12 protein-coding genes are annotated in these 19,002 nt (G+C 66.5%); 2 read left to right on the forward strand and 10 right to left on the reverse strand.

Annotated features, from left to right (window positions below):
* Positions 1-124: 124 nt before the first annotated feature.
* Positions 125-598 carry a Cys-tRNA(Pro) deacylase gene (ybaK, locus tag ETR14_RS13795; RefSeq protein WP_129385407.1) on the forward strand — a complete coding sequence of 158 codons (474 nt, stop codon included), beginning with the start codon at positions 125-127 and terminating at the stop codon, positions 596-598.
* Between the two features lie 12 nt (positions 599-610).
* On the opposite strand, the gene ETR14_RS13800 is transcribed toward ybaK, so the two are convergent.
* The 8 genes from ETR14_RS13800 to ETR14_RS13835 form a co-directional block, all read right to left on the reverse strand.
* Entirely contained in the window at positions 611-1,957 is a 1,347-nt protein-coding gene (locus tag ETR14_RS13800; RefSeq protein WP_129385409.1) for an oligogalacturonate lyase family protein, read from the reverse strand.
* Positions 1,958-1,974: 17 nt separating this feature from the next.
* A complete protein-coding gene (locus tag ETR14_RS13805) occupies positions 1,975-4,227 on the reverse strand; it encodes a hypothetical protein (protein WP_243455516.1) in 2,253 nt (750 codons plus the stop codon).
* Positions 4,224-6,452, reverse strand: coding sequence for a glycoside hydrolase family 88 protein (locus ETR14_RS13810; protein WP_129385411.1), 2,229 nt, complete (start codon positions 6,450-6,452; stop codon positions 4,224-4,226). Before ETR14_RS13810 ends, ETR14_RS13805 begins: the two co-directional genes overlap by 4 nt.
* An 80-nt stretch (positions 6,453-6,532) precedes the next feature.
* The gene (locus ETR14_RS13815) at positions 6,533-9,292 is read right to left on the reverse strand and encodes a TonB-dependent receptor (protein ID WP_129385413.1); all 2,760 of its coding nucleotides are present in this window, start codon (positions 9,290-9,292) and stop codon (positions 6,533-6,535) included.
* 76 nt (positions 9,293-9,368) lie between these two features.
* Positions 9,369-10,679, reverse strand: coding sequence for a pectate lyase (pelA, locus tag ETR14_RS13820; protein WP_129385415.1), 1,311 nt, complete (start codon positions 10,677-10,679; stop codon positions 9,369-9,371).
* Between the two features lie 34 nt (positions 10,680-10,713).
* Complete coding sequence (locus tag ETR14_RS13825) at positions 10,714-12,108, reverse strand: glycoside hydrolase family 28 protein (protein WP_206185831.1); 1,395 nt, start codon at positions 12,106-12,108, stop codon at positions 10,714-10,716.
* Positions 12,109-12,372: 264 nt separating this feature from the next.
* A complete protein-coding gene (locus ETR14_RS13830; RefSeq protein ID WP_129385417.1) occupies positions 12,373-13,014 on the reverse strand; it encodes a PQQ-binding-like beta-propeller repeat protein in 642 nt (213 codons plus the stop codon).
* Positions 13,015-13,047: 33 nt separating this feature from the next.
* Positions 13,048-14,268, reverse strand: coding sequence for a helix-turn-helix domain-containing protein (locus ETR14_RS13835; protein ID WP_129385419.1), 1,221 nt, complete (start codon positions 14,266-14,268; stop codon positions 13,048-13,050).
* A 572-nt stretch (positions 14,269-14,840) separates the two neighbouring features.
* On the opposite strand from ETR14_RS13835, the gene ETR14_RS13840 reads away from it, so the two are divergent.
* On the forward strand, positions 14,841-15,464 hold the full coding sequence (locus tag ETR14_RS13840) for a GNAT family N-acetyltransferase (protein WP_129385421.1): 624 nt from the start codon (positions 14,841-14,843) through the stop codon (positions 15,462-15,464).
* A 22-nt stretch (positions 15,465-15,486) separates the two neighbouring features.
* Here the strand turns inward: ETR14_RS13840 and ETR14_RS13845 are convergent, their stop codons facing one another.
* Both ETR14_RS13845 and ETR14_RS13850 read right to left on the reverse strand, forming a co-directional pair.
* A complete protein-coding gene (locus ETR14_RS13845) occupies positions 15,487-16,989 on the reverse strand; it encodes a tryptophan halogenase family protein (RefSeq protein ID WP_129385423.1) in 1,503 nt (500 codons plus the stop codon).
* Between the two features lie 33 nt (positions 16,990-17,022).
* On the reverse strand, positions 17,023-18,993 hold the full coding sequence (locus ETR14_RS13850) for a glycoside hydrolase family 3 protein (RefSeq protein WP_129385425.1): 1,971 nt from the start codon (positions 18,991-18,993) through the stop codon (positions 17,023-17,025).
* Positions 18,994-19,002 lie beyond the last annotated feature (9 nt).

The following is a 19,002-nucleotide window of genomic DNA, read 5'->3' on the forward strand; positions in this document are numbered from 1 at the left end:
AACATTCAACTTCGTTGACCGCACAAGAACGACTCTTTGCCGTTGGAGCGGCAGCGCGCCGGGCGATTCCCGCTGAGGTGCGTGCCGCCTTCCTTCTTTGCGCAGAACCTGCTTTTGGGCCGCCATGTCACACGCCACGCCTGCAACCCGCGCCCTTGCCGCCGCCGATATCGCCTTCACGCTCCACCGCTACGATTATGATCCGGCGGCGGAGCGCGTCGGTCTGCAGGCGGCGGAAGCGCTCGGCGAATCGCCGCATCTGGTGCTGAAGACTCTGATGGCGCTGGTCGACGGCAAACCGGTCTGCGCCGTCATCCCCTCGGATCGGGAGGTCGCGATGAAGAGGCTGGCCGCTGCCGCGGGCGGCAAGTCGGCAGAGATGATGAAGCCGGCGGAGGCCGAACGCCTGACCGGCTACAAGGTCGGTGGCATCAGCCCGTTCGGCCAGCGCCGTCAGATCCGCACCTTCATCGAGGAGACTGCGCTCGGGAACCCGCTGGTCTATGTCAACGGCGGCCAGCGCGGTCTGCAGATCCGGCTCGATCCGAACGCGCTGCCGTCCGTGCTCGAGGCCGCCGCCGTGCCACTGGTGGCGTGAGCCTCGTGCCGATCAGGATTGCGTCACCGACACCGCATAGACATGGTTGGCACCGTGCATGTTGGAGCCGAAGACGATCCACTTGCCGTCGGGAGTGAAGACCAGGTTGGGTTCCAGCCGGTAATCGTGCGCAGACATGTCGACGAGCCGCTCCGACCGCATATATTCGATCGTCACGAGATCATCCTTGTAGGATTCCAGATCCGCGTCGACGATCGTTTCGGGGCGCTGCAGCGTGATCCACTTTCCATCGGGCGCATGGGCGACCATGTCGCGGTCGCCGCCGTCACCCGCGAACAGGCGGCCGTCCGCCGCGACGTTGTAGTGAACCGACCAGTCATTCTGCTCGACCCGGCGCCATAGCCGACGGCCGGTGGCGAGTTCGTAGCCGGCGACCCAGAAGACCTGCCCGCGCGGGGTCTGCAGATCGTACCAGATCCACTTCCCGTCGGGACTGAAGAATTCATGGCCCCAAATCTCGAAGTTCATCGTGCGCCGGTGGATCGGCTTAAGGCCCGATCCATCGGCGCGGATCAGCCAGACCCGATCGACCCGGTGCCAGGGACCTTCGTGACAGAACATGATCTGCTGCGGATCGGTGGGCGAGAATTGGAAATGGCCGATCCACTCGCGGGTCTGGTGGATCACCCGCCGCGCGCCGCTGGCGGTATCGACGACGAAGATCTCCATCGGGTAGCGTGCCGCCCAGCGCTCGAGCATCCGCACGCCCTTGGCCTTGGCGAAGTTGAGCGGCTTGCCGTCCGGGCCGACCGCGGCATATTCGGCCTGACCGAAGCGGCGGTTGCGCGGATCGGCGACACCGGGCTGGAGCGGCTGCGAGCCGTAGGCGACAAAGCCGAGCAACAGCGTTTCGTCGGCATTGATCGAATTGAAGCTGCCGTTGGCAACACGGCAGATGCGCCGAACCCGCTTGCTGTCGACATCGATGGCATAGACGGTCTTCGGGCGATCCATCGGCTGGGCGTCACCCGGGTCGGTGACCGAATAATAGACGTTCCGCGACTTTCGTCCGGTGAACATCAGTTCCGCCTTCGGATCGGCGACCAGGGTGCGCACCCGGAAGGTCGCGAGATCGACGAGGGCGATCCCGTCCGGGGTCGACATCGCCATGCGGTCGCCCTCCGGCGTGAAGCTGTTCTTGTAGAAATAGAGCTTGCTGCCACCCGCATCGGGCGAGAGTCGAACGATCCGCCGCCCCGTTTTCGCATCGCTATAGTCCCGCGGCGGAGGCCCGGCCGGCGGTGCGGCGCTGGCCGCAGTGCCGCCCAGGGCCGCCGCGCCGGCAGCTGCGCTTCCGAGCAGGCCTTGCAGAGCCGAACGGCGACTGATCCTGTCCATAATCCTGTCCTCGTCTGTCACGGTGCTTTGCCGATGCCCTCAACCCGCACGGTCCAGCCCCGCTTCGGGAAGCCGGGCGCGTGTCCGCTCGATCCGTCCCAGCCCGCCGCCATCAGTCCGACCGCCATCAGCAGGGATCCGTTCGAGGGAAAATAGGTTTCGGCGGCACGGCGATAGCCCGGGCCGTCAGGATTGACCGCCATCTGCACGCCGCCGGCGCCCCCGGAGACCGGCACCAGATCCTCGGCATGCGCGTCGAGGTGAACTCGCGGAGTCATTCCGGTGACGCCCCACTGGTTGTTCTTGAGGTCGGCGAACAGCCAATCGATCGCCTTTTCCGGCTGGCCGAGCCGCGCCGCGGTCATCGCCATCATCGGAAAGTCCCAGCCCCAGGTCTGGCGGACGTCCCAGACCTCTTCGACCTTATCGAAGGTCCGGCGCATCGTCGCGGCATCGATGCGAGCACCGGGAATGAAGCCATAGGCCATCAGGAAGGATGGGTGGTCGCGATTCTTGCACTGCGCCGCGGTGGCGTTGCGGCGGCATTCGGGACCGCTCGCCACGGTCCAGAAATCGGGTTGGCTTTCGACCGGCAGATAGAGGCCATCCTTGACGGCTGGCGCCGCGAGCCGTGCGATCGCCGCGTCCCATTCAGCCTTGCGCGGGGCGCCGCGGCGGATCCGCCAGGCCTGCGCCGTCTGCAGCGCCCAGCGGAAATATTCGAGCTCGAAGGTGGGATTCACCGTCGTCAGCGGATCGTAATTCTCCTGCGCGGGGATCAGCGGCGGGCCGAGATCGCGCCGGCCATTGCGATTGAGCGGCCAGGAGGCGAGCAGATCGGCCGACGCTTCGACGAGCTCGGCGTAGCGGGCGGTCGCTGCGTCGCCGCCGCCGCGCCGGACCAGCTCGGCGAGGAAGATCGGGTGGGGCTGCTGCCACATGATGAAGGGAGAGACGAGGCTGGGGCTGTTGCGCCCCTCCGGGCCGGTCATCTTCGGCCACCAGGCGCCCTCCACCTTGTGCCGTGCCGCCTCGGCCCGGGCGTTCGGCAAATTGGCGACGTACCAGCCGAGGCTGCGCTCGAGCCGGTCGGAATGACCCCACAGAGCCTGCCAGCCGGAATGCCAGGGATGCATTTCGAGGTGGAACTTGCCGTACCAGCTGTTCGAGAACAGCCCTTCTTCCTGCGGCGGCAGGGTGCCCGAACCATTGATCGCCGACAGATATTGCGAGAGTATCACCCGCCGCTCCAGCTCCGCGGCGCGCGGATCGGTGCTGCCCGAGAAGTCGACCGCGCCGCCCTGCGTCCAGAAAGCACGCCAGGCTGCCGCGACCGCCCGCTGCGTTGCCGCTGCTGCCGGCATCGCCGCAGCCCGCTCCGTGGGCGCAAAGCGTACCTGCACCGTCAATCTGGTCCGCCCTTGGCCGCTGATCGCGACGGCGGACGGTCCGGCGAGCTTGATCGCGCCGTCGCTCGCCACGTCCGTCCAATAGGTAGTCGCGTCGATCGTCCGGCGCAGACGCACCGAGCCGGGCTGCTGGACAAGCAGATCGGTCTTGCCGCCGCCGCCGCTCCAGTCCGACGGATCGGGGTTGATCGCCGGAGCCACCCCCGGATAGGCCACACGCACCCGCAGCGCTCCGCTGGCGAGGAGAGGGGACGCGACCTCCACCTGGACGAGGTCCTGCGTCGGATGGACCCGAGTTACGACCCGGACCGGGGCACCGTCATAGCGAAAGCTGCTGGTAAGGGTACCGGTCCACAGATCGAGGCTCTGCCGTGTCTGCGTGACCTTTTCGAAGCGCAGCGGCGTGCCGTCGGCGGAGGTGAAGGACAGCCGGCCAAGCGAGATGCGGTGCGGATTGGCGCGAAGCCAGGTCAGCGCCTTGTTGGTCTCGGCATCGGCCCATGACCGCATCCAGGCATAAGGCTGGTTGCCGCGGCCCGGCACGGCCACGTTCACCATACCATCCTGTTCGCGGTAGCCTTGTGGATTGGGGAAGCTGTGCCAGGCCCATTGGGCCATGGTGAGCAGGGGGGCGAGCTCCGAATAGAGCTGCGGGAAGGTCTGCAGCCCCGTGATATCGGCAGTGAAGCCCAAATTGCCATTGCCGAGCATGGTCGGGGCGTGCGGATCGGCCTTGGAGAGGGTGACGTTGTGACGGGTGACCAGGGCCTTGCGGTCGATGCGATCGGCCGGCCTTGCCGCCTGCGCGGCCGTGCAGAGGATCAGCCAGACGGCAACGGCGCGAAGCATGGTCCCGCTCATCGCGCGCGGAACTCGGTCTGCTGCCGGGCAACCGCCTGCTCCCAGGCTTCGCGCGTCCGATAGTCGAGGCCGCGATCCCAGGCGGAGCCCATATAATAGACGAACGGCTTACCGGGCTCGACGCGCAGCAGGATCAGGTAATTGTCGGCGTCCTCGGCAAAGCCCTGGACCAGAGCGGGGTCGACGAGGATGGCAAGGCCGAGGGAGCCATGCTCCGGATCCTGTGGCTCCCAGAAGGTCAGCCGGCCGCGCGCCGCGTCACGGGTGACGTTCCCCGCATCGGCTCCGGCCTTGCGCTTCGATATGCCGACCCCGACGATCAGCGGCGCGGCCGTGTCGGACTGGAGCGTCGACACTATTCGCGTGAAATTGGAGCCGAGTGGAAGCTCGAAGCGGCGCGTCTCCCACACCTTGCGGACCACATCGACCGGCCAGGGCCGGTAATCGACTTCGAACCGGGCGACCTCGCCGCCGGACGCCTCGATCCGATGCGCCGCGAAGTTGCGGCTCGTCCACAATTTGTTGTCATGCCAGATGCCGAGCCCGCCCGCGCCGCGGCCGCGGCCGACGTCGTAGAAGTCCAGCCCCTCGCCGCGGTCGACATGGTAGTTGGGGAATTTCAGCTGCCGGTCCATGAACGGCCAGCGCACCCGCTTGGCCCAGACGTCGATGCCGGAGCCCGAAGGCGGCTCCTTCGCTTCCAGGGCCGGCCCGTAGATGCGGTGGGCGACCCGGTCATTCTCCCACAGCAGATCGTCCAGCCGATCCGGCGCGAACCGCGCGACCGCGCGGGGCCGTTGCTGATCCGCCGGCGGCAGCGCCAGCCGCTCGACAGTCGAGGGCCGTCCGAGCGTGGCCGGATCGTAGGCGAGCGCCCGCGTCGCTTGCATCTCTTCTTCGCGGCGCTGGGTCTCGGCGGCGCCCACGATGGTCGCCGGCGGCGGCGGCAACGGCGTGGTCCGGGCGATCAGTTCGGCTGGATCCTGGCTCGGCTCGGGCTCGGGCAGCGCCTGCGGCGCGCCGCTCAGGTCCATGATCTCGAGCCCGGCCAACAGATAGGCGCCGCTGCTGTAGAGGCCCACCTCGTCGGCCCGCGTCGCCACCGGCTGATCGCCGGTCTTCTGGGCGGCGCCGACCAGACCGTTCGGCAGAATCTGCCGATTGAGCGCGGCCCAGCCCCTGCGGACGTGCGGCAGGTAGGTCTTGCGATCGATCAGGCCGTGATTGATGCCCCAGGCGAGGCCATAGACGTGGAAAGCGGAGCCCGACGTCTCTGCTTCGGGGAACGCCTTCGGATCGAGCAGGCTCGCACGCCACAGGCCGTCAGGCTGCTGCAGCTCGGCAAGCCGCGCCGCGAGCTGCCGGTACATGGCGATGTAGGTGTCGCGCCCCGCGAGGTCCGCCGGCGCCGATTCGAGCCAGCGGGCGAGCCCCGCGATCGCCCAGCCGTTCGCTCGCGACCAATAGATCGGTGCTCCGTTCGCGCTTTTACGATCGCGGAAGCGCTCGTCGCGAAGGAACAGCCGCTGCTCCGGCACCCACAGACGATCGGCGGTGCGGCGCCACTCCTTGTCGGCGGCGAGGACATATTTCGGATCGCCGGTGAGCGCCGACATGCGCGCGAACACCGGCGGCGCCATGAACATCGCGTCGATCCACCACCAGATGAGGGCGGGGCTGTCCTTGCTCCGCGCAAGGTGCGGCACCTGCCAGTCGAGCCGCTGCCGCAGCGGCATCAATACGCCTTCCTGGCGGCGCCGCGCGTAAAGCTCGGCGTAGAGATCGCCGATCGCGAGATCGTCGGCGTTGAGCATGGTCACCGGCGAGCGCGCGCCGCGGAGGCTGTAATTGTAATGCTCGCCGATCCCGGTGAGGAAGCGCAGGATTTCGGGGTCGTCGGAGACGCGGGCGAGCCGTGCCGCGCCGACGTAGAAGGTTGCCGCCACCCAGTTGGACGACATCTGGCTGAGATTGCTGCCGGTCGACAAGGCGATCGGCGTTCCCGCCATGGCCGCGATCTGCGATCGGGCGACGTAGTTCAGGGCCGCCAGCGTCTCCGCACGCCCAGGCAGTCGCGCCGGATCCACATGCAAGGCCGGCCGCGCCGGCGGCGTCCGCCACACAGCCTCGACGCCGGGCACCTCGGAGGGCGCCGCCGCTGCCGGGCAGGCGCCGAGGATCGTCAGGCCAAGGAGGGCGTATCTAAGGCGTGCCCGGCGGAACATGGCGTCACTCCTGATCGAATGTCTTCGCCGCGCGGCGAAGGGGAGGGCTTCGGCCCGTTCCAGCACCGAAGCCCATGCGTTCAATATTTCCAGCGCAGACCGACGAGAAGCTCGCGGCCGAAGTGGCGATAATTGGACACGCGGTTGGTCACGTCGACGTAACGGTCGTTATATTCGTCGGTCAGGTTCACCGCCTCGAGCGAGAAGGTGAGGGTCTTGGTGATCTCGTACGACATCGACGCATCGATGTTCAGCGTTGAATTCACCCCTTCCTCGCTATTGCCATTGCCACCGGGGAAGCCGACGAGGTAGCGATCGCGATAGGCGGCCGAGACACGGGCGCTCAGCCGGTCGTCCTCGTAATAGAGGGTGGCGTTGAACATGTTCTTCGACTGGCCGGTGAGGCGATTGTAGTTCGGCGCCTCGGGGGTGCCGTAATTCACCTTCGAATGGACCCACGTGTAATTGCCGATGAAGCCGAAGTTGGAAAGCGGCCCGGGCAGGAAGCTGAAGGGCTGCTGATATTGCAGTTCGATGCCCTTCAAGGTGCCGCCTTCGCCATTGAGCTTGCGGGTGACCTCGAAATCCTCGTCGGGCGACGCCGGGGTGCCGGTCAGCAGGCTGTCCGGCAGGCCGAGGCTCGCCCACGGCACCACCTCGGTGCTGGTGGTGATGAACGAATCGATCTTCTTGTAGAAGAAGGCTGCCGACAGCAGCGCCTCGCGGGCGAAATACCATTCCACCGAAGCATCGTAATTCGTCGCGCGGAACGGGTTCAGCAGCGGATTGCCGTAGCTCACCCGCCGCGTCGGCGTCGAAAGGCTGCCGCCGGGCGTAAGATCGCCGAGCGCGGGCCGCGACATCACCTTTGCGGCGCCGAGACGGACGACCAGGTCCCGCGCCGGTTCGATCGCCAGGTTGAACGAGGGCAGCCAATCCTCGTAGCTGTTCTTCACCGTCACATAATCGGTGTTGAGAAAGCCCGAGGCGGTGGTGTCGGTGCGGGCGTAGCGAAGGCCGACATTGCCGCGCACGGTGAGGCCGCCGAGATCGGTGTTGAAATCAGCCTGGACGAAGGCGCCCTTGTCCTTCTCGCCGACTTCGCGAATGCCGTTGTAGGTCGGCACCAGGGGATCGTCGTAGATGCTCAGGAAGTCGTTGATCTTCCAGATGTCGGGTACGATGTAGTTGAGGCTCGATCCCGCAGGGATGGCGAGCCCGCCTTCCAGGCTGACGACCTTGCCGAGCGCGTCGACCCCCACTTGCCGGTCAGCGCCGGAGAGGGTGGAGACCGCCTGCTGATTGCCGAACGTGTCGAAGGCATAGGTTCGATATTCGCCGCCGCCCTTCAGCGTCACCTGCGGCAGCAGATCATATTCGAGCGCGCCGGCATAGGTGCGCAGTTTGTAATTGGCGCCGCCTTCGCTCTTTCGCCATTCGGTGAGGGTGAAGGGCGCGCCGCTGCTGACGTCGAAGCCGTAATTGATCAGCGGAAGCCGGTCGTTCTCTCGAAAATCGTAGGTGAAGCCGTCGCGATTGTTGGCATCGAACATGTAGGAGACGGAAAGCGGCGTCCGCGCCTTCGATTCGTTGCCGCCGATCTTGATCCGGCCGCGGAGCCGGTCCGTGAAGGCGTGACGCGCATTGAGCGAGACCTGGGCGAACTCGCTTTCGTCGCGGGTGAAGCCGTTTTCCGAACGAATGTCGACGTCGTCGAACACGCCGTAGGAAATGGTCTGGGTCTCGGGATCGATCGCATAGTCGCGGACGATCGTCTCGCGCACGCCGCCGGCAGCACGGCTGAAACTGATCGCCTCGATGTTGGGGCTCTCGGCTTCCTGGTTGAACCGGGAGAACAGGACGTCGAGCGTCACCTCGGTCTGCTCGCTCGGCCGCCACTGAATCGCACCGGTGATGCCGAGCCGATCCTCGGCGAACGATCCGTAGGTGTAGCGCGGGATTCGCGGGTAGAAGTTGCTGAGCACCTCGTCCCGCTGGGCAGGCGTGGTGCAGGGAACGCAGCCGGCGAAATTGTTGCCGGTACCATAGGCCGCACTCGGATCTCCCCGCTGCCAGCGGGTGGTGTTGAAGCTCTCGCTGGTCGGCTTGCGCTCGCTATAGGCGGCGGAGAGCAGGAAGCCCAAAGTGCTGTCCGGATTGCTCCAGCTGACCAGCCCGGCCAGGCGCGGCAGCAGCTTCTTGGAAAGATCGTTATACGATCCCTGGCCCGACAGAGCGGTGTGGAAGCCGGCGCCGAAATCGAGCGGCCGGCCGGTCTGCAGATCGACGGTCGCGCCGAGCGAGCCTTCCTCGATCTCGGCCGACTGAGTCTTGCGCACGGTGATGCTGTTGAACAGCTCCGATGCGAAGATCGAGAAATCGAAGCCGCGGCTGCGATTGCCGCCATAGGCCGCCTGCGCTTCGAGGCCGTTGATGCGGACTCGGGTGAAATCGGCGTTGAGGCCGCGCACGCTGATCGTGCGGCCCTGGCCGGTGTCTCGATCGATGGTGACGCCCGGCAGGCGCTGAATCGACTCGGCGAGGTTGAGATCGGGAAAATCGGCAATGTCCTCGGCGAGGATGGTGTCGACCGCGCCCGCTTCGCGGCGCTTGATGCCGAGCGCCTTGTCCAAGCTCGAGCGGAATCCGGTGACGATGATACCCTCGTCAGCCGCCGTCTCTTCCGTTTGCGCGCCGCTCGCTGCCGGCTCGGATTCGGTCGGCGCGGCATCCGCCGAACCGACGGCACTGTCGGTCGCCTGGGCAGAGGCGGTCTGCGGGGCCGCGAGCCCGGCGAGTGAGGCGCCGAGCAAGTACAGAGCATGATTGGAGTAACGCATTATCCTCTCCCCGAGAATTGTTACCGGTGTCAATCCGGCTTGTTTGAAGTCGATGATTTCCACGGCCGAAACCGCTTCAGCCCGGATTGTTCGAAGACCATTTGGCGAAGGCGTCGATCGCTTGCTGCGGGCTGGTCACGTACCAATTGTATCCGTTGCGACGGCCTATCGAGATGAAGTTGACGTCGTCGTGGATGCTCTTGTCCTTGTCGCCGAAGATCGGCTGGCCGGTGGTGATGCTGTAATTGCGCGACCAAATCGGCCCGGCACCCTGTTGTGGAACGATTTTTCGGCCTTCCGGGGTGTGCGTCCAGGCCTGATTGTAAATCGCCTTGGCCTTGAGCCAGGCGATCCCGCCCCGGATCGCCGCGTTGACGGCCGACGATGGCCTTGGCTGCTGCATCAGGAACAGCAGAATGTCGGTGGTCTCTGCGCTGGCGATCGACTGAGGCTCGTAATTGCGCGCGGAGCTCGGCGCCAGAGTCAGCGGATCGACCTGCTGCGGCCAGCCTGCCAGCGTTCCGCCAATTCTCACCTGCGCCCGGATGATGATCGCGATGCCGCGATCGGCAGCCCTCGCGGCCTGGCGCCGCAGATCGGCGGGAACGAAGCCGTATCGTGCGCCGCCGGCGGCGACCTCCTGGAGCAGGGTGGCGGCGTGGGCGACGGCATTGTCGTTGAACGTGATCGCATCGTGGAAGCCGCCTTCCAGCGGCCAATTCTGCGGCCAGCCGCCGTTGGGATATTGGGCGGCGAGCAGGTAGCGCACGCCTTTCACGAAGCTCGCCCGGTATCTGGCGGCCTCGGCGGCCGGAAGCTGCTCGGCGACCCGTGCCAGGAAGCGCATCTCGGTCGTGGTCGCGTCGTTGTCCAGCGTGCCGACGAAGGTCCAGAAACGATCCGCGGGGGCGTCGAAATTCGAGCGATCGGGATCCATCGTCTCGGCATCGTTGGCGAAACGCTGGCCGGGGCGCCGCGGGGCGATGGCGCGATCCTGGTTCTTGCTCCAGCCGCCAGCCGGGGTCTGGAAGCTGACGATCGTGTCCGCAACGGCGCGTGCCTCGGTGCCGCCATACCAGGACGCATCGCGGTCGAGCGGCATATTGCCCTTGCCGCCGCCCACGGCCTGCGGAGGCGGTGGCGGCGTCGCGCCGGCCGGCAATTCCGCAGCGAGTGACGCACGATCTGCGCGCATCTGCGCTTCGGAGCGACGAAGATAGGCGGCCCATGCCGCACGCTCGGCGGCGGGAAGGGCGGCGATCCGTTCGTGAGTCAGCGACTGCGCCGGCACGTTGGTGCCGATCACCTTGGCGATCGCCGGCATCGGCCCAGCGAGCACGCACAGGGCCAGTCCTGCCGCCATCGTGCGTGAGATCCTCGAGATCATCCCTGTCTTCCTCTCCTGCGTCATTCCGTTCGTCTCAAGGGGCCGGCGGCCCGGGCCGGAGGCCGATCACATCCGTGGAGGCCGTCACCCTTGGTCCCTTGCCGTCCAGGGTATCGATGACGCTGTCGGTGAAGCGCCAGTTTCGCGCGTTGGCGATGCTTCCTGCTTCGCGGACATCCCAGCGCAGCCGCGAGAAGACGAAGTCCTCGAGCGGGGCCTCGGCATAGGCGGCGGCCTCGAAGCCGATCTTGGCGCCGACGGCGCGCACGTCCTCGATCCGGACGCCCTTGATGCGCGGGATGCCCCGCGCACGCGGCACCGGCGTCGCCAGCGTGCGCCAGTGCGGCGGCGGATCGGCAATACCGGCGGGAATTTTTGCGTAGCTGTAGAGCGGATACCAGTCGAGGTTGACCCGCAACACGGTGGCAACGTCCTGCAGCGCGATGTCGCGCAGACGGATCTCCCGGATCGTACCGCCGCGGCTCGACCCGGATTTGAAGAAGATGCCGAGCGGCACCGGATAGTCGATGCGGAGGCCGGCAACGTCGATGTCGGAGAAGCCGCCCGACGTCTCGCTACCGAAGGTCATGCCGGCGAGCGCGTCGCGAACCACACAGTCGCGCACCGTCACGTTGCGGCAGGGCCGATCGACCCGCAAGCCGTCCGAGTCGCGGCCGGCCTTGATGCAGATGGCGTCGTCGTTGACCGAGATGTCGCAGCGCGCGATTCGGACACCGTCGGAGGAATCGACGTCGATGCCGTCGGTCGATGGCCCGCGGCCGCCGACATTGTTGCGGATGATGACGTCGGAGACGTCGACATCGCGCGAATAGCAGATGTGCACCGTCCAGAAACCGGAGCGGGTCAGCAATGGGCCCGAGAGACGGACGTCTTCCGACTCGAAGATCTGGATCAGGCGCGGACGCCTGCAATCATAATCGGCGGCCCAGCGCAGACCCTTCGGATCATAGTCCCTACGGAGGCGCCAATAGCTGTCCCAGAACGGCTTGCCGTCACCATCGACGGTGCCTTCGCCGATGATGCGCGCATTCTTCTGGCGATAGACGTTGAGCAAGGCCGCCGGCCAAAGCATCTCGATGCCGGCGACGCGGGTGGGCAGGAGCGGGTAAGCGGCAAGATCCTGGACACCGCGCAGGGTGACGCCGCGGCCTACTTCCAGTGTCACCCCCGACTTCACGAACAACGCGCCGGACCGATAAAGGCCCGGCTTCAGCCGAACGGTTCCGCCGCCGGCGAGATGTGCGGCATCGATCGCTCGCTGGATCCCCGCAGTCTCGATCGCTTCACCATCGCCGACGGTGCCGTAATCGGCCGCTTCGATGATACTGCCCGGCGTTGCGCCCTCCCACGCAAAGGCGCGGCGTGGCAGCATCGGCAGCAAGGCCGTGCCAAGCCCAGTGACGAGCACGGACCGGCGCGACGGGCGGGCAAAGCCGTGCTCCGATGGCACACGATCGCAGAACAACGCCACTAAGGACCTCTCCCGTCCCATTTGTATGACGAGTCGCTACCGGAAACCGGTGTCAGGTGCAAGCACTCTGTCCCAACATCTGATGTAATCATACAAATAATGGGATCGTTGAAGGTCGCTGCCAAGTCGCCGGAGCGGCCAGCCCCGCGTCCGCCAGACGGGTCCATCGGCCTCAGGTGCGAAGATGCCGGCTGGATCCGATTACGTCTCACGCAGCGGTCGGTGGACGACGCGAATCGTGCCGCTGGTCGCGCCGCCGCAGAAAAAGCGACGGTCGCCATCGGATTCGAGGCCGGAGACGATGGCGCCCTTCGGCATGTCGATCGCTTCCAGAACTTCACCCGTGGTTGGATCGATGCGCCGGACGTCGCTCTGGTCGCCTTCCCAGGTGCCGTGCCACAATTCGCCATCGACCCAGGTTACGCCGGTGACGAAGCGGCTGCACGCGATGGTGCGGAGGATGGCTCCGGTCTCCGGATCGATCTGGTGGATCTTCCGGTCACGATATCGACCGAGCCAGAGCGATCCCTCGGACCAGGCGAGGCCGGAGCCGCCTCCGCTTTCCGGCGTCGGGATCGATGAGACCACCACCCCTGTCTTCGGATCGATCCTGTCGATGCGGTTCTCGGTGAGCTGGAAGAGATGATGACCGTCGAACGCGGTACCCGCGTCAGCCGCGACATCGATCACCTCGGCCAGGGCTCCGCTGCCCGGATCGACCGCATTCAACGAGTCGCCCGCGGCAAACCAGATACGCTGCCCGTCAAAGGTAACGCCGTGCACGGCTTCGATGCCGGGAAAGGGTCCGAATTCCTCATCGATCTCGGCGGGCGAGCGTTTCATGTCGTTGTCCCCGATCTTGGTTCGAAGATCGACCTAGCGCGGCTCGATTGCCGCAGGGAGTAACAAGCTTGTCGGGAATCCCGTGATCGCCGGCGCGATCCAGCGCCGAGCGCGGCCGTGGCCGAACGACTGGACGCGGCCGGCTGCGGCGAGGGCCTCCAGGGCTCGTTGAACGGTGCGCTGGCTGGCATCGAGTGCGATCGCCAGTGCGGAACTCGACCAGGCCTCCCCGTCCGCCAGAAGGGCGGCGATCGCCATATGGGGTCCCTCCACCGGCGGCATCAGGAGCATCAGGCGATCGGATGCCGTCGGTGCCAGCCGGAACCCGGCGGCGGTGGCGCGGATTTCCGCCAGTCCTGCTAGTGCCCCACGCAGCCTTCCGATCTCGACGCGCAGGCGGGCCCGATGTGATTCGTCGGCAAAGCGTGCCCCGAAGCCGCGTTCGAGCAGCACCCGGCGGCCGACGTCCTCCGGCCACGGCTCGGCAAGCACACGGACCAGAGCGAACAAGACGGGCCGCCGCGCGAGCGACACCATATCGCCGCCCTGTCGTACGGCGTGCCGGCATGCATCCAGGATCAAGATGTTCGACGACAACAGCTCTTCCACCTGATCAAGCAGGATCGGCCGTATCGCCCCTCGGACGACCAACTGGGCGGCGGGCGCGTTGAGGCGCTGTACGGCCACGGCGATCTCGGCGAGCAGCGAGTTTATACCGGCGTCGCGTGCCGCGTGCGCCGCGCGTGCGAATGCGTTTCGAGCCTCCCCGATGCGCAGGCGCCGGATCGCGAGTTCTGCAAGCGCCAGTTCCTGCGCCGCCTTGCGGGCGGGCGGAAGAGCGCTTGGATCGATCTCCTTCAATGCCGCCTCCGCTTCGTCGAGGCGGCCGATCAGGAGCAGGCGCCGGGCGCCAAGTTGCCGGGCATGGGCGGCATTGACCCGGTCGCCATGACGGGCGAGTATCGCCCCGGCGGACTCGAGCGACTTCGGCTGCCAACCAAGATCGCGAGAAACGAAGGCGATCTCCGCTTCGGCGACGATGCAGCGCGCACGGGCGACTGCCTCTCGCGGCCCAAAGAGCTTGCCGGCCTGGCGAAGAAGCCGCCTGGCGCGATCAAAATCTCCGAGCTGCGCCATGGCGATGCCGCGCAGCGCCAGCCCTGGCCCGTCGTCACGGAGCGCGACGCGGTTCAGCGCGCCCAGGGGGTCACCCGCCGCGAGGGCGCGCGCAGCAGCCGTGATCACCGAATCCATGCTGGTGAGGCGATGCTCGCTTTCCGTCTACGATGCCGGCCATTCTAACGCGGCGTGGCGAAGAGGGAAGGGAATGACTTGATCGTTCGACGTGGGAAACGTCGATCACGTTCCGAAGGAGAGTGGGAAGGGCGATCCGCGCCTTAGCGGCGCTGGGTAAGTCCGCTGCGCACGATCAGGTGGCGCTCGGCGTCCGTCGGCTTGCGGCGCATGAGACCGAATACACTCGGCTGTGCGTCGCGCTCGCTGCAATCCTTCATCACATCCTCCTGATCACGCCCAACGCCCGGGCCGCAGGTGCGTTCCGGAGGCGTGACGAAACACAGCCCTCGAGCGGTCGGTAGAGCCGATGGCTCCAAATCTCCGGTCCAATCGCCCAGTCGCCGGCATTCCTACAGGCGCGCGGGGAAGGACCCGGCGGACGCGTTGCTCTTCGACCGGCACGGGAAGCCGGAGCGCACCGTCCGTGCCATCGCAGGACATGCGAAACCGACCCATTGAGCTTCGGCCCGGACGGTGCTTGGTGGTGATTTCGGCCCCGAAGCGTTCCGGGACCGCAGGGTTGAGCGGTGATGCTGAAGCGATTGTTGAAGAGCCTGGCCGCATCCGTCTTCTCGGAATGGCGGGTCAACTGGATCCTGGCCTCGCCGCCGACCACGGCGGGAGCTTCGGCGCGGGACGAACTGGCAGGCGCGCCGCTGGCCGAGGCCGACGCCGCGGCCCTGGATCGAAGCCCGACCCACAAGGTCCGCAACAGTCTGTCCTACACCCGCAAGGGACTGGAGGGACGCGTGCTGCTGCTCGGAAGCCAGATCGTCGCGGTCGCCCATTTCGCCGCGCTCGGCGGATATGAGTTCGGATCGATCTGGCCGCTCGCGGCGGAGCAACTCGCGCTGGTCGACATCGTCACCGAAGAACGGTTCCGCGGCAGGGGCTATGCAGCGCGGCTGATCCGCGAGGCCTGCGATCATTACAAAAAGCTTGGGATCGACAGCCTGCTCGCGTTCATATGGTGGACCAACGGTCCCTCCCTTCGTGCCTTCCGCAAGGCCGGCTGGACCAGGATCGGCCTGTCGGTGGAAGTGCGGGTCCGCAGCCTGTGGCTACGGGTTCGCATCCCGCTCCGGCGTGGCCGCCGCGAAACGCGGCCTTTGGCATCAGACCCGAACCTGGCTTCACTGCCTGCGCACGATTGACCTCACGCCTCTACCGTTCGGATCAGGCGGCCGCGAACTTGTCGACGAACGCCGCATGGCTCGGCATCAGGTTCACGCATTTTGCGATCACCGCCTCGACATCGGCCAGATATCGCAGAATATCCGCCTCGTCCTGCAGGTCGACCAGGGGGTCGTGACGGCGCGGAATCAAGCCCTGGCCCAGGAACACCTGGATCCAGCTTTCCTCGGCGAACAATTCGTCGTCCTCCCGGAAGATGCGGCCATTGGCCGCGAACAGGTCGATCTTCCGGCGAAGCGTCTCCGGCACCTCCATGTCGCGCACGTGACGCCAGAAGGGCGTGTCGTCCCGCTCCGTCGCCTTATAGTGGAGGATGATGAAGTCGCGGGTTCGCTGGTATTCGAAGTCGGTCTGGCGGTTGAACTCGGCGATTGTGGCGGGATCGAAGCGACTGTCCGGGAACAAGCGGGCGAGCCGGATCGCTGCCGACTGGACAAGGTAGAGGCTGGTCGATTCCAACGGCTCCATGAAGCCGGCGGCGAGGCCGAGCGCCACGCAATTGCGATTCCAGGTCTGGCGGCGCTTGCCGGTCACGAAACGGAGCCGGTTCGGCTCCGCAAGCGGCTCACCGTCGAGGGTTGCGAGCAGGATCCGCTCCGCCTCCGCCTCTTCCATGTAGCGACTGGCATAGACATGGCCGTTGCCGGTGCGGTGCTGCAGCGGGATCCGCCACTGCCAGCCCGCCGGTCTCACACTGGCGCGGGTGTAGGGAGTGAAATCCTCTGAGCGGGCGCACGGTATTGCGATCGCGCGGTCGCACGGCAGCCAATGCGTCCAGTCCTCATAGCCGGTCGCCAGTGCCTGCTCGATCAGAAGACCGCGGAACCCCGAGCAGTCGATGAACAGGTCAGCCGCGATGCGCTCACCGCTTGCCAGGGTCACGGTGTCGATGAAGCCGTCTCCGGCACGCAGTGAAACGTCGACCACCTTGCCTTCCGTACGCACCACGCCGCCGGCCTCCGCCCGCGCGCGCAGGAAGCGCGCATAAAGGCCGGCGTCGAAATGGTAGGCATAGGCGATGTGGCCGAGCGGCGAGTCCTTCATCTTCGCCTGAGCGGGCAGGAAGCGGTTGCGCAGCGCCGCGGCGGTGTTGATCGAGTAAGCGGCGAGATCCGATGCCTTGCCGAGAGTCTGCGCCTTCAGCCAATATTGATGGCAGCGCAGCCACCCCAGATCCTGCCCGATCACGCCGAACCCGTGGATGTAGCTGGACCCCGGCCGAAGCCAGTCGTTGAACTGGATGCCGAGCTTGAACGTTCCCCGGGTTTCGCGGACGAATTCGCGCTCGTCGATTCCGAGCAGATCGTTGTACGTCTTGATCGCCGGGATGGTCGCTTCGCCGACACCGATCGTGCCGATCTCCTCGCTCTCGATCAGGCGGATCTCGTAAAGGCCGCGAAACAGCTTCGCGAACAAGGCAGCGGTCATCCAGCCGGCGGAGCCGCCGCCGACGATCAGGATCCGCCTCAGCGCGTGCGACGCCATTGTCTTGCAGCCCCTCCGGTCCGGCCTGTCGCCTCAGCCGGCCGCGCACGTCCTGGGTGCGGCGGCGACGGCGAGGTTCGGCACCTCTTTCGGCGTGTCATAACGCAGGCCGTAGCCGCGCTGGAAGAGGATCGGCGCGCCGGGGCCGGTGGCGCAGGCGTCACTGGGCCAGGCGAAAGGCAGGGTACCCCGGAAATCCTGCCTGATCCCGCCCGTTTCGCTTCGCAGGATGAGGTCGGCAATGCCGCCGGCTTCGGTGCCCGGAAGCCAGGCGGCAACGAATGCGTCGGATCGATCGATCAGATCGTTCGCGTACACGGTGCGGCCCGAATAGAAGATCGTCACCACCGGAGCACCCCGGCCCGCCACCTTCGACAAGAGCTCGAGATCTTCCTTGTAGCGGGCGCTGTGGTGGAGCGGCGCAGGCCAATCGACATCGCCAATATATTCCGCATAGGGCGTCTCGCCGACGATCGCGATCACCGCGGAGAAATCTGCCGGATCGACCTCTGCTCCGGTCTCGCTGAAGACGACGGTCTCGGCGCCGAGCGTTTCGCGAAGCGCCGCGAGCAGGGTCTCGCCGGTGCCGAAATCGGCATTGACGTTCTCCGTCCCCTGCCAGGTGCGAGTCCAGCCGCCCGATTGATTGGAGAGGCTGTCGGCGCTCTTGCCGACCACCAGCAGCCGGCCGCCACGGCGGAGCGGCAGCACGCCCCGGTCGTTCTTGAGCAGGACCAGGCTCTCCTGCACGGCACGGCGCGCCAGCGCCCGCGCCTCCAGCGCATCGGCACGGCCGTTGAGCGCGCTGCGGGCCGGCAGCCGATCGAACAGGCCGGAACGCATCTTCACGCGAAGAATGCGGGTCACGGCATCGTCGATCCGGGCCATGGGGATACGTCCCGCCTTCACGTCAGCGGCGGTGTTGGCGATGAACGCGCGCCAATCCTCAGGCACCATCACCATGTCGACACCGGCATTGATCGAAGCGGGGCAATGGTCCTTGGTGCAGCCGGGGACCTGCTCGATCGCATTCCAGTCGGAAACGACGAACCCGTCGAAGCCCATGCGTCCCTTCAGTGCATCGGTGAGCAAGGCGCGGTTGCCGTGCATCTTGCCATGGGCGGTCCCCGTGCCCGCGTCGGTCCAGCTGCTGTACGACGCCATCACCGTCTGGGCGCCGGCTGCGAGTGCGCCATAATAGCCCGCGCCGTGGATGTTGATCAGCTCGGCAAGAGATGTTCGCGCCTCGCCCTGGTCGTTGCCGTGCTGCGTTCCGCCATCGGCAAGGAAATGCTTGACGCTGGCGACGACGTCCCCGTCACCGGTGAGGCGGCCCTGCAGCCCTCGAACCGCCGCTTCGCCGTAGCGCCGGACCAGGGCAGGGTCGGACGAATAGCTTTCATAGGTGCGGCCCCAGCGTTGGTCCTGGGCGACTGCGACGGTCGGCGCGAACACCCAGCTGATGCCGGTGGCGCGCGCGGCCCTGGCGGTGGCCCGCGCAATCTCCTCCACCAGCGCCGGATCGCGAGCGGCGCCGAGGCCGATATTGTGCGGGAAGACGGTGGCGCCGAAGACGTTGTTGTGACCGTGAACGGCGTCGGTGCCCCAGATGAGCGGGATCTTCACCTTGGCGTCGGTCTGCATCGATGCCGTATGGAAAGCGGCAGCGAGGTCCGCCCATTGCCGGACACCGGCATGCTTGTTCATCGCCGGCCAGGCACCGCCGCCGTTCAGCACCGAACCGAGCTGGTAGCGGCGGACCTCGTCCGGCGTGATATAGCGGACGTCCGCCTGAGTCATCTGCCCGATCTTCTGCTCGAGCGTCATTCCGGCGACAATGCCGGCAATCCGCCGCTCGATCACCGGGTCGCGCCCGATCGGGCTCTTCACCGCAGGCCAGTCGGCGAGGAGCCCTGGAGCAGGCGCCGGCTTCGGTGCGCCCCCGGCTGACGCCGGCAGGGCCAGCACGGCCAGCAGGGCCAGGCTCAGCCGCGATACGCCCATTCATATTCT

Origin of the sequence: Sphingosinicella sp. BN140058 (assembly GCF_004135585.1) — a bacterium.
Classification (GTDB): Bacteria; Pseudomonadota; Alphaproteobacteria; order Sphingomonadales; family Sphingomonadaceae; genus Allosphingosinicella.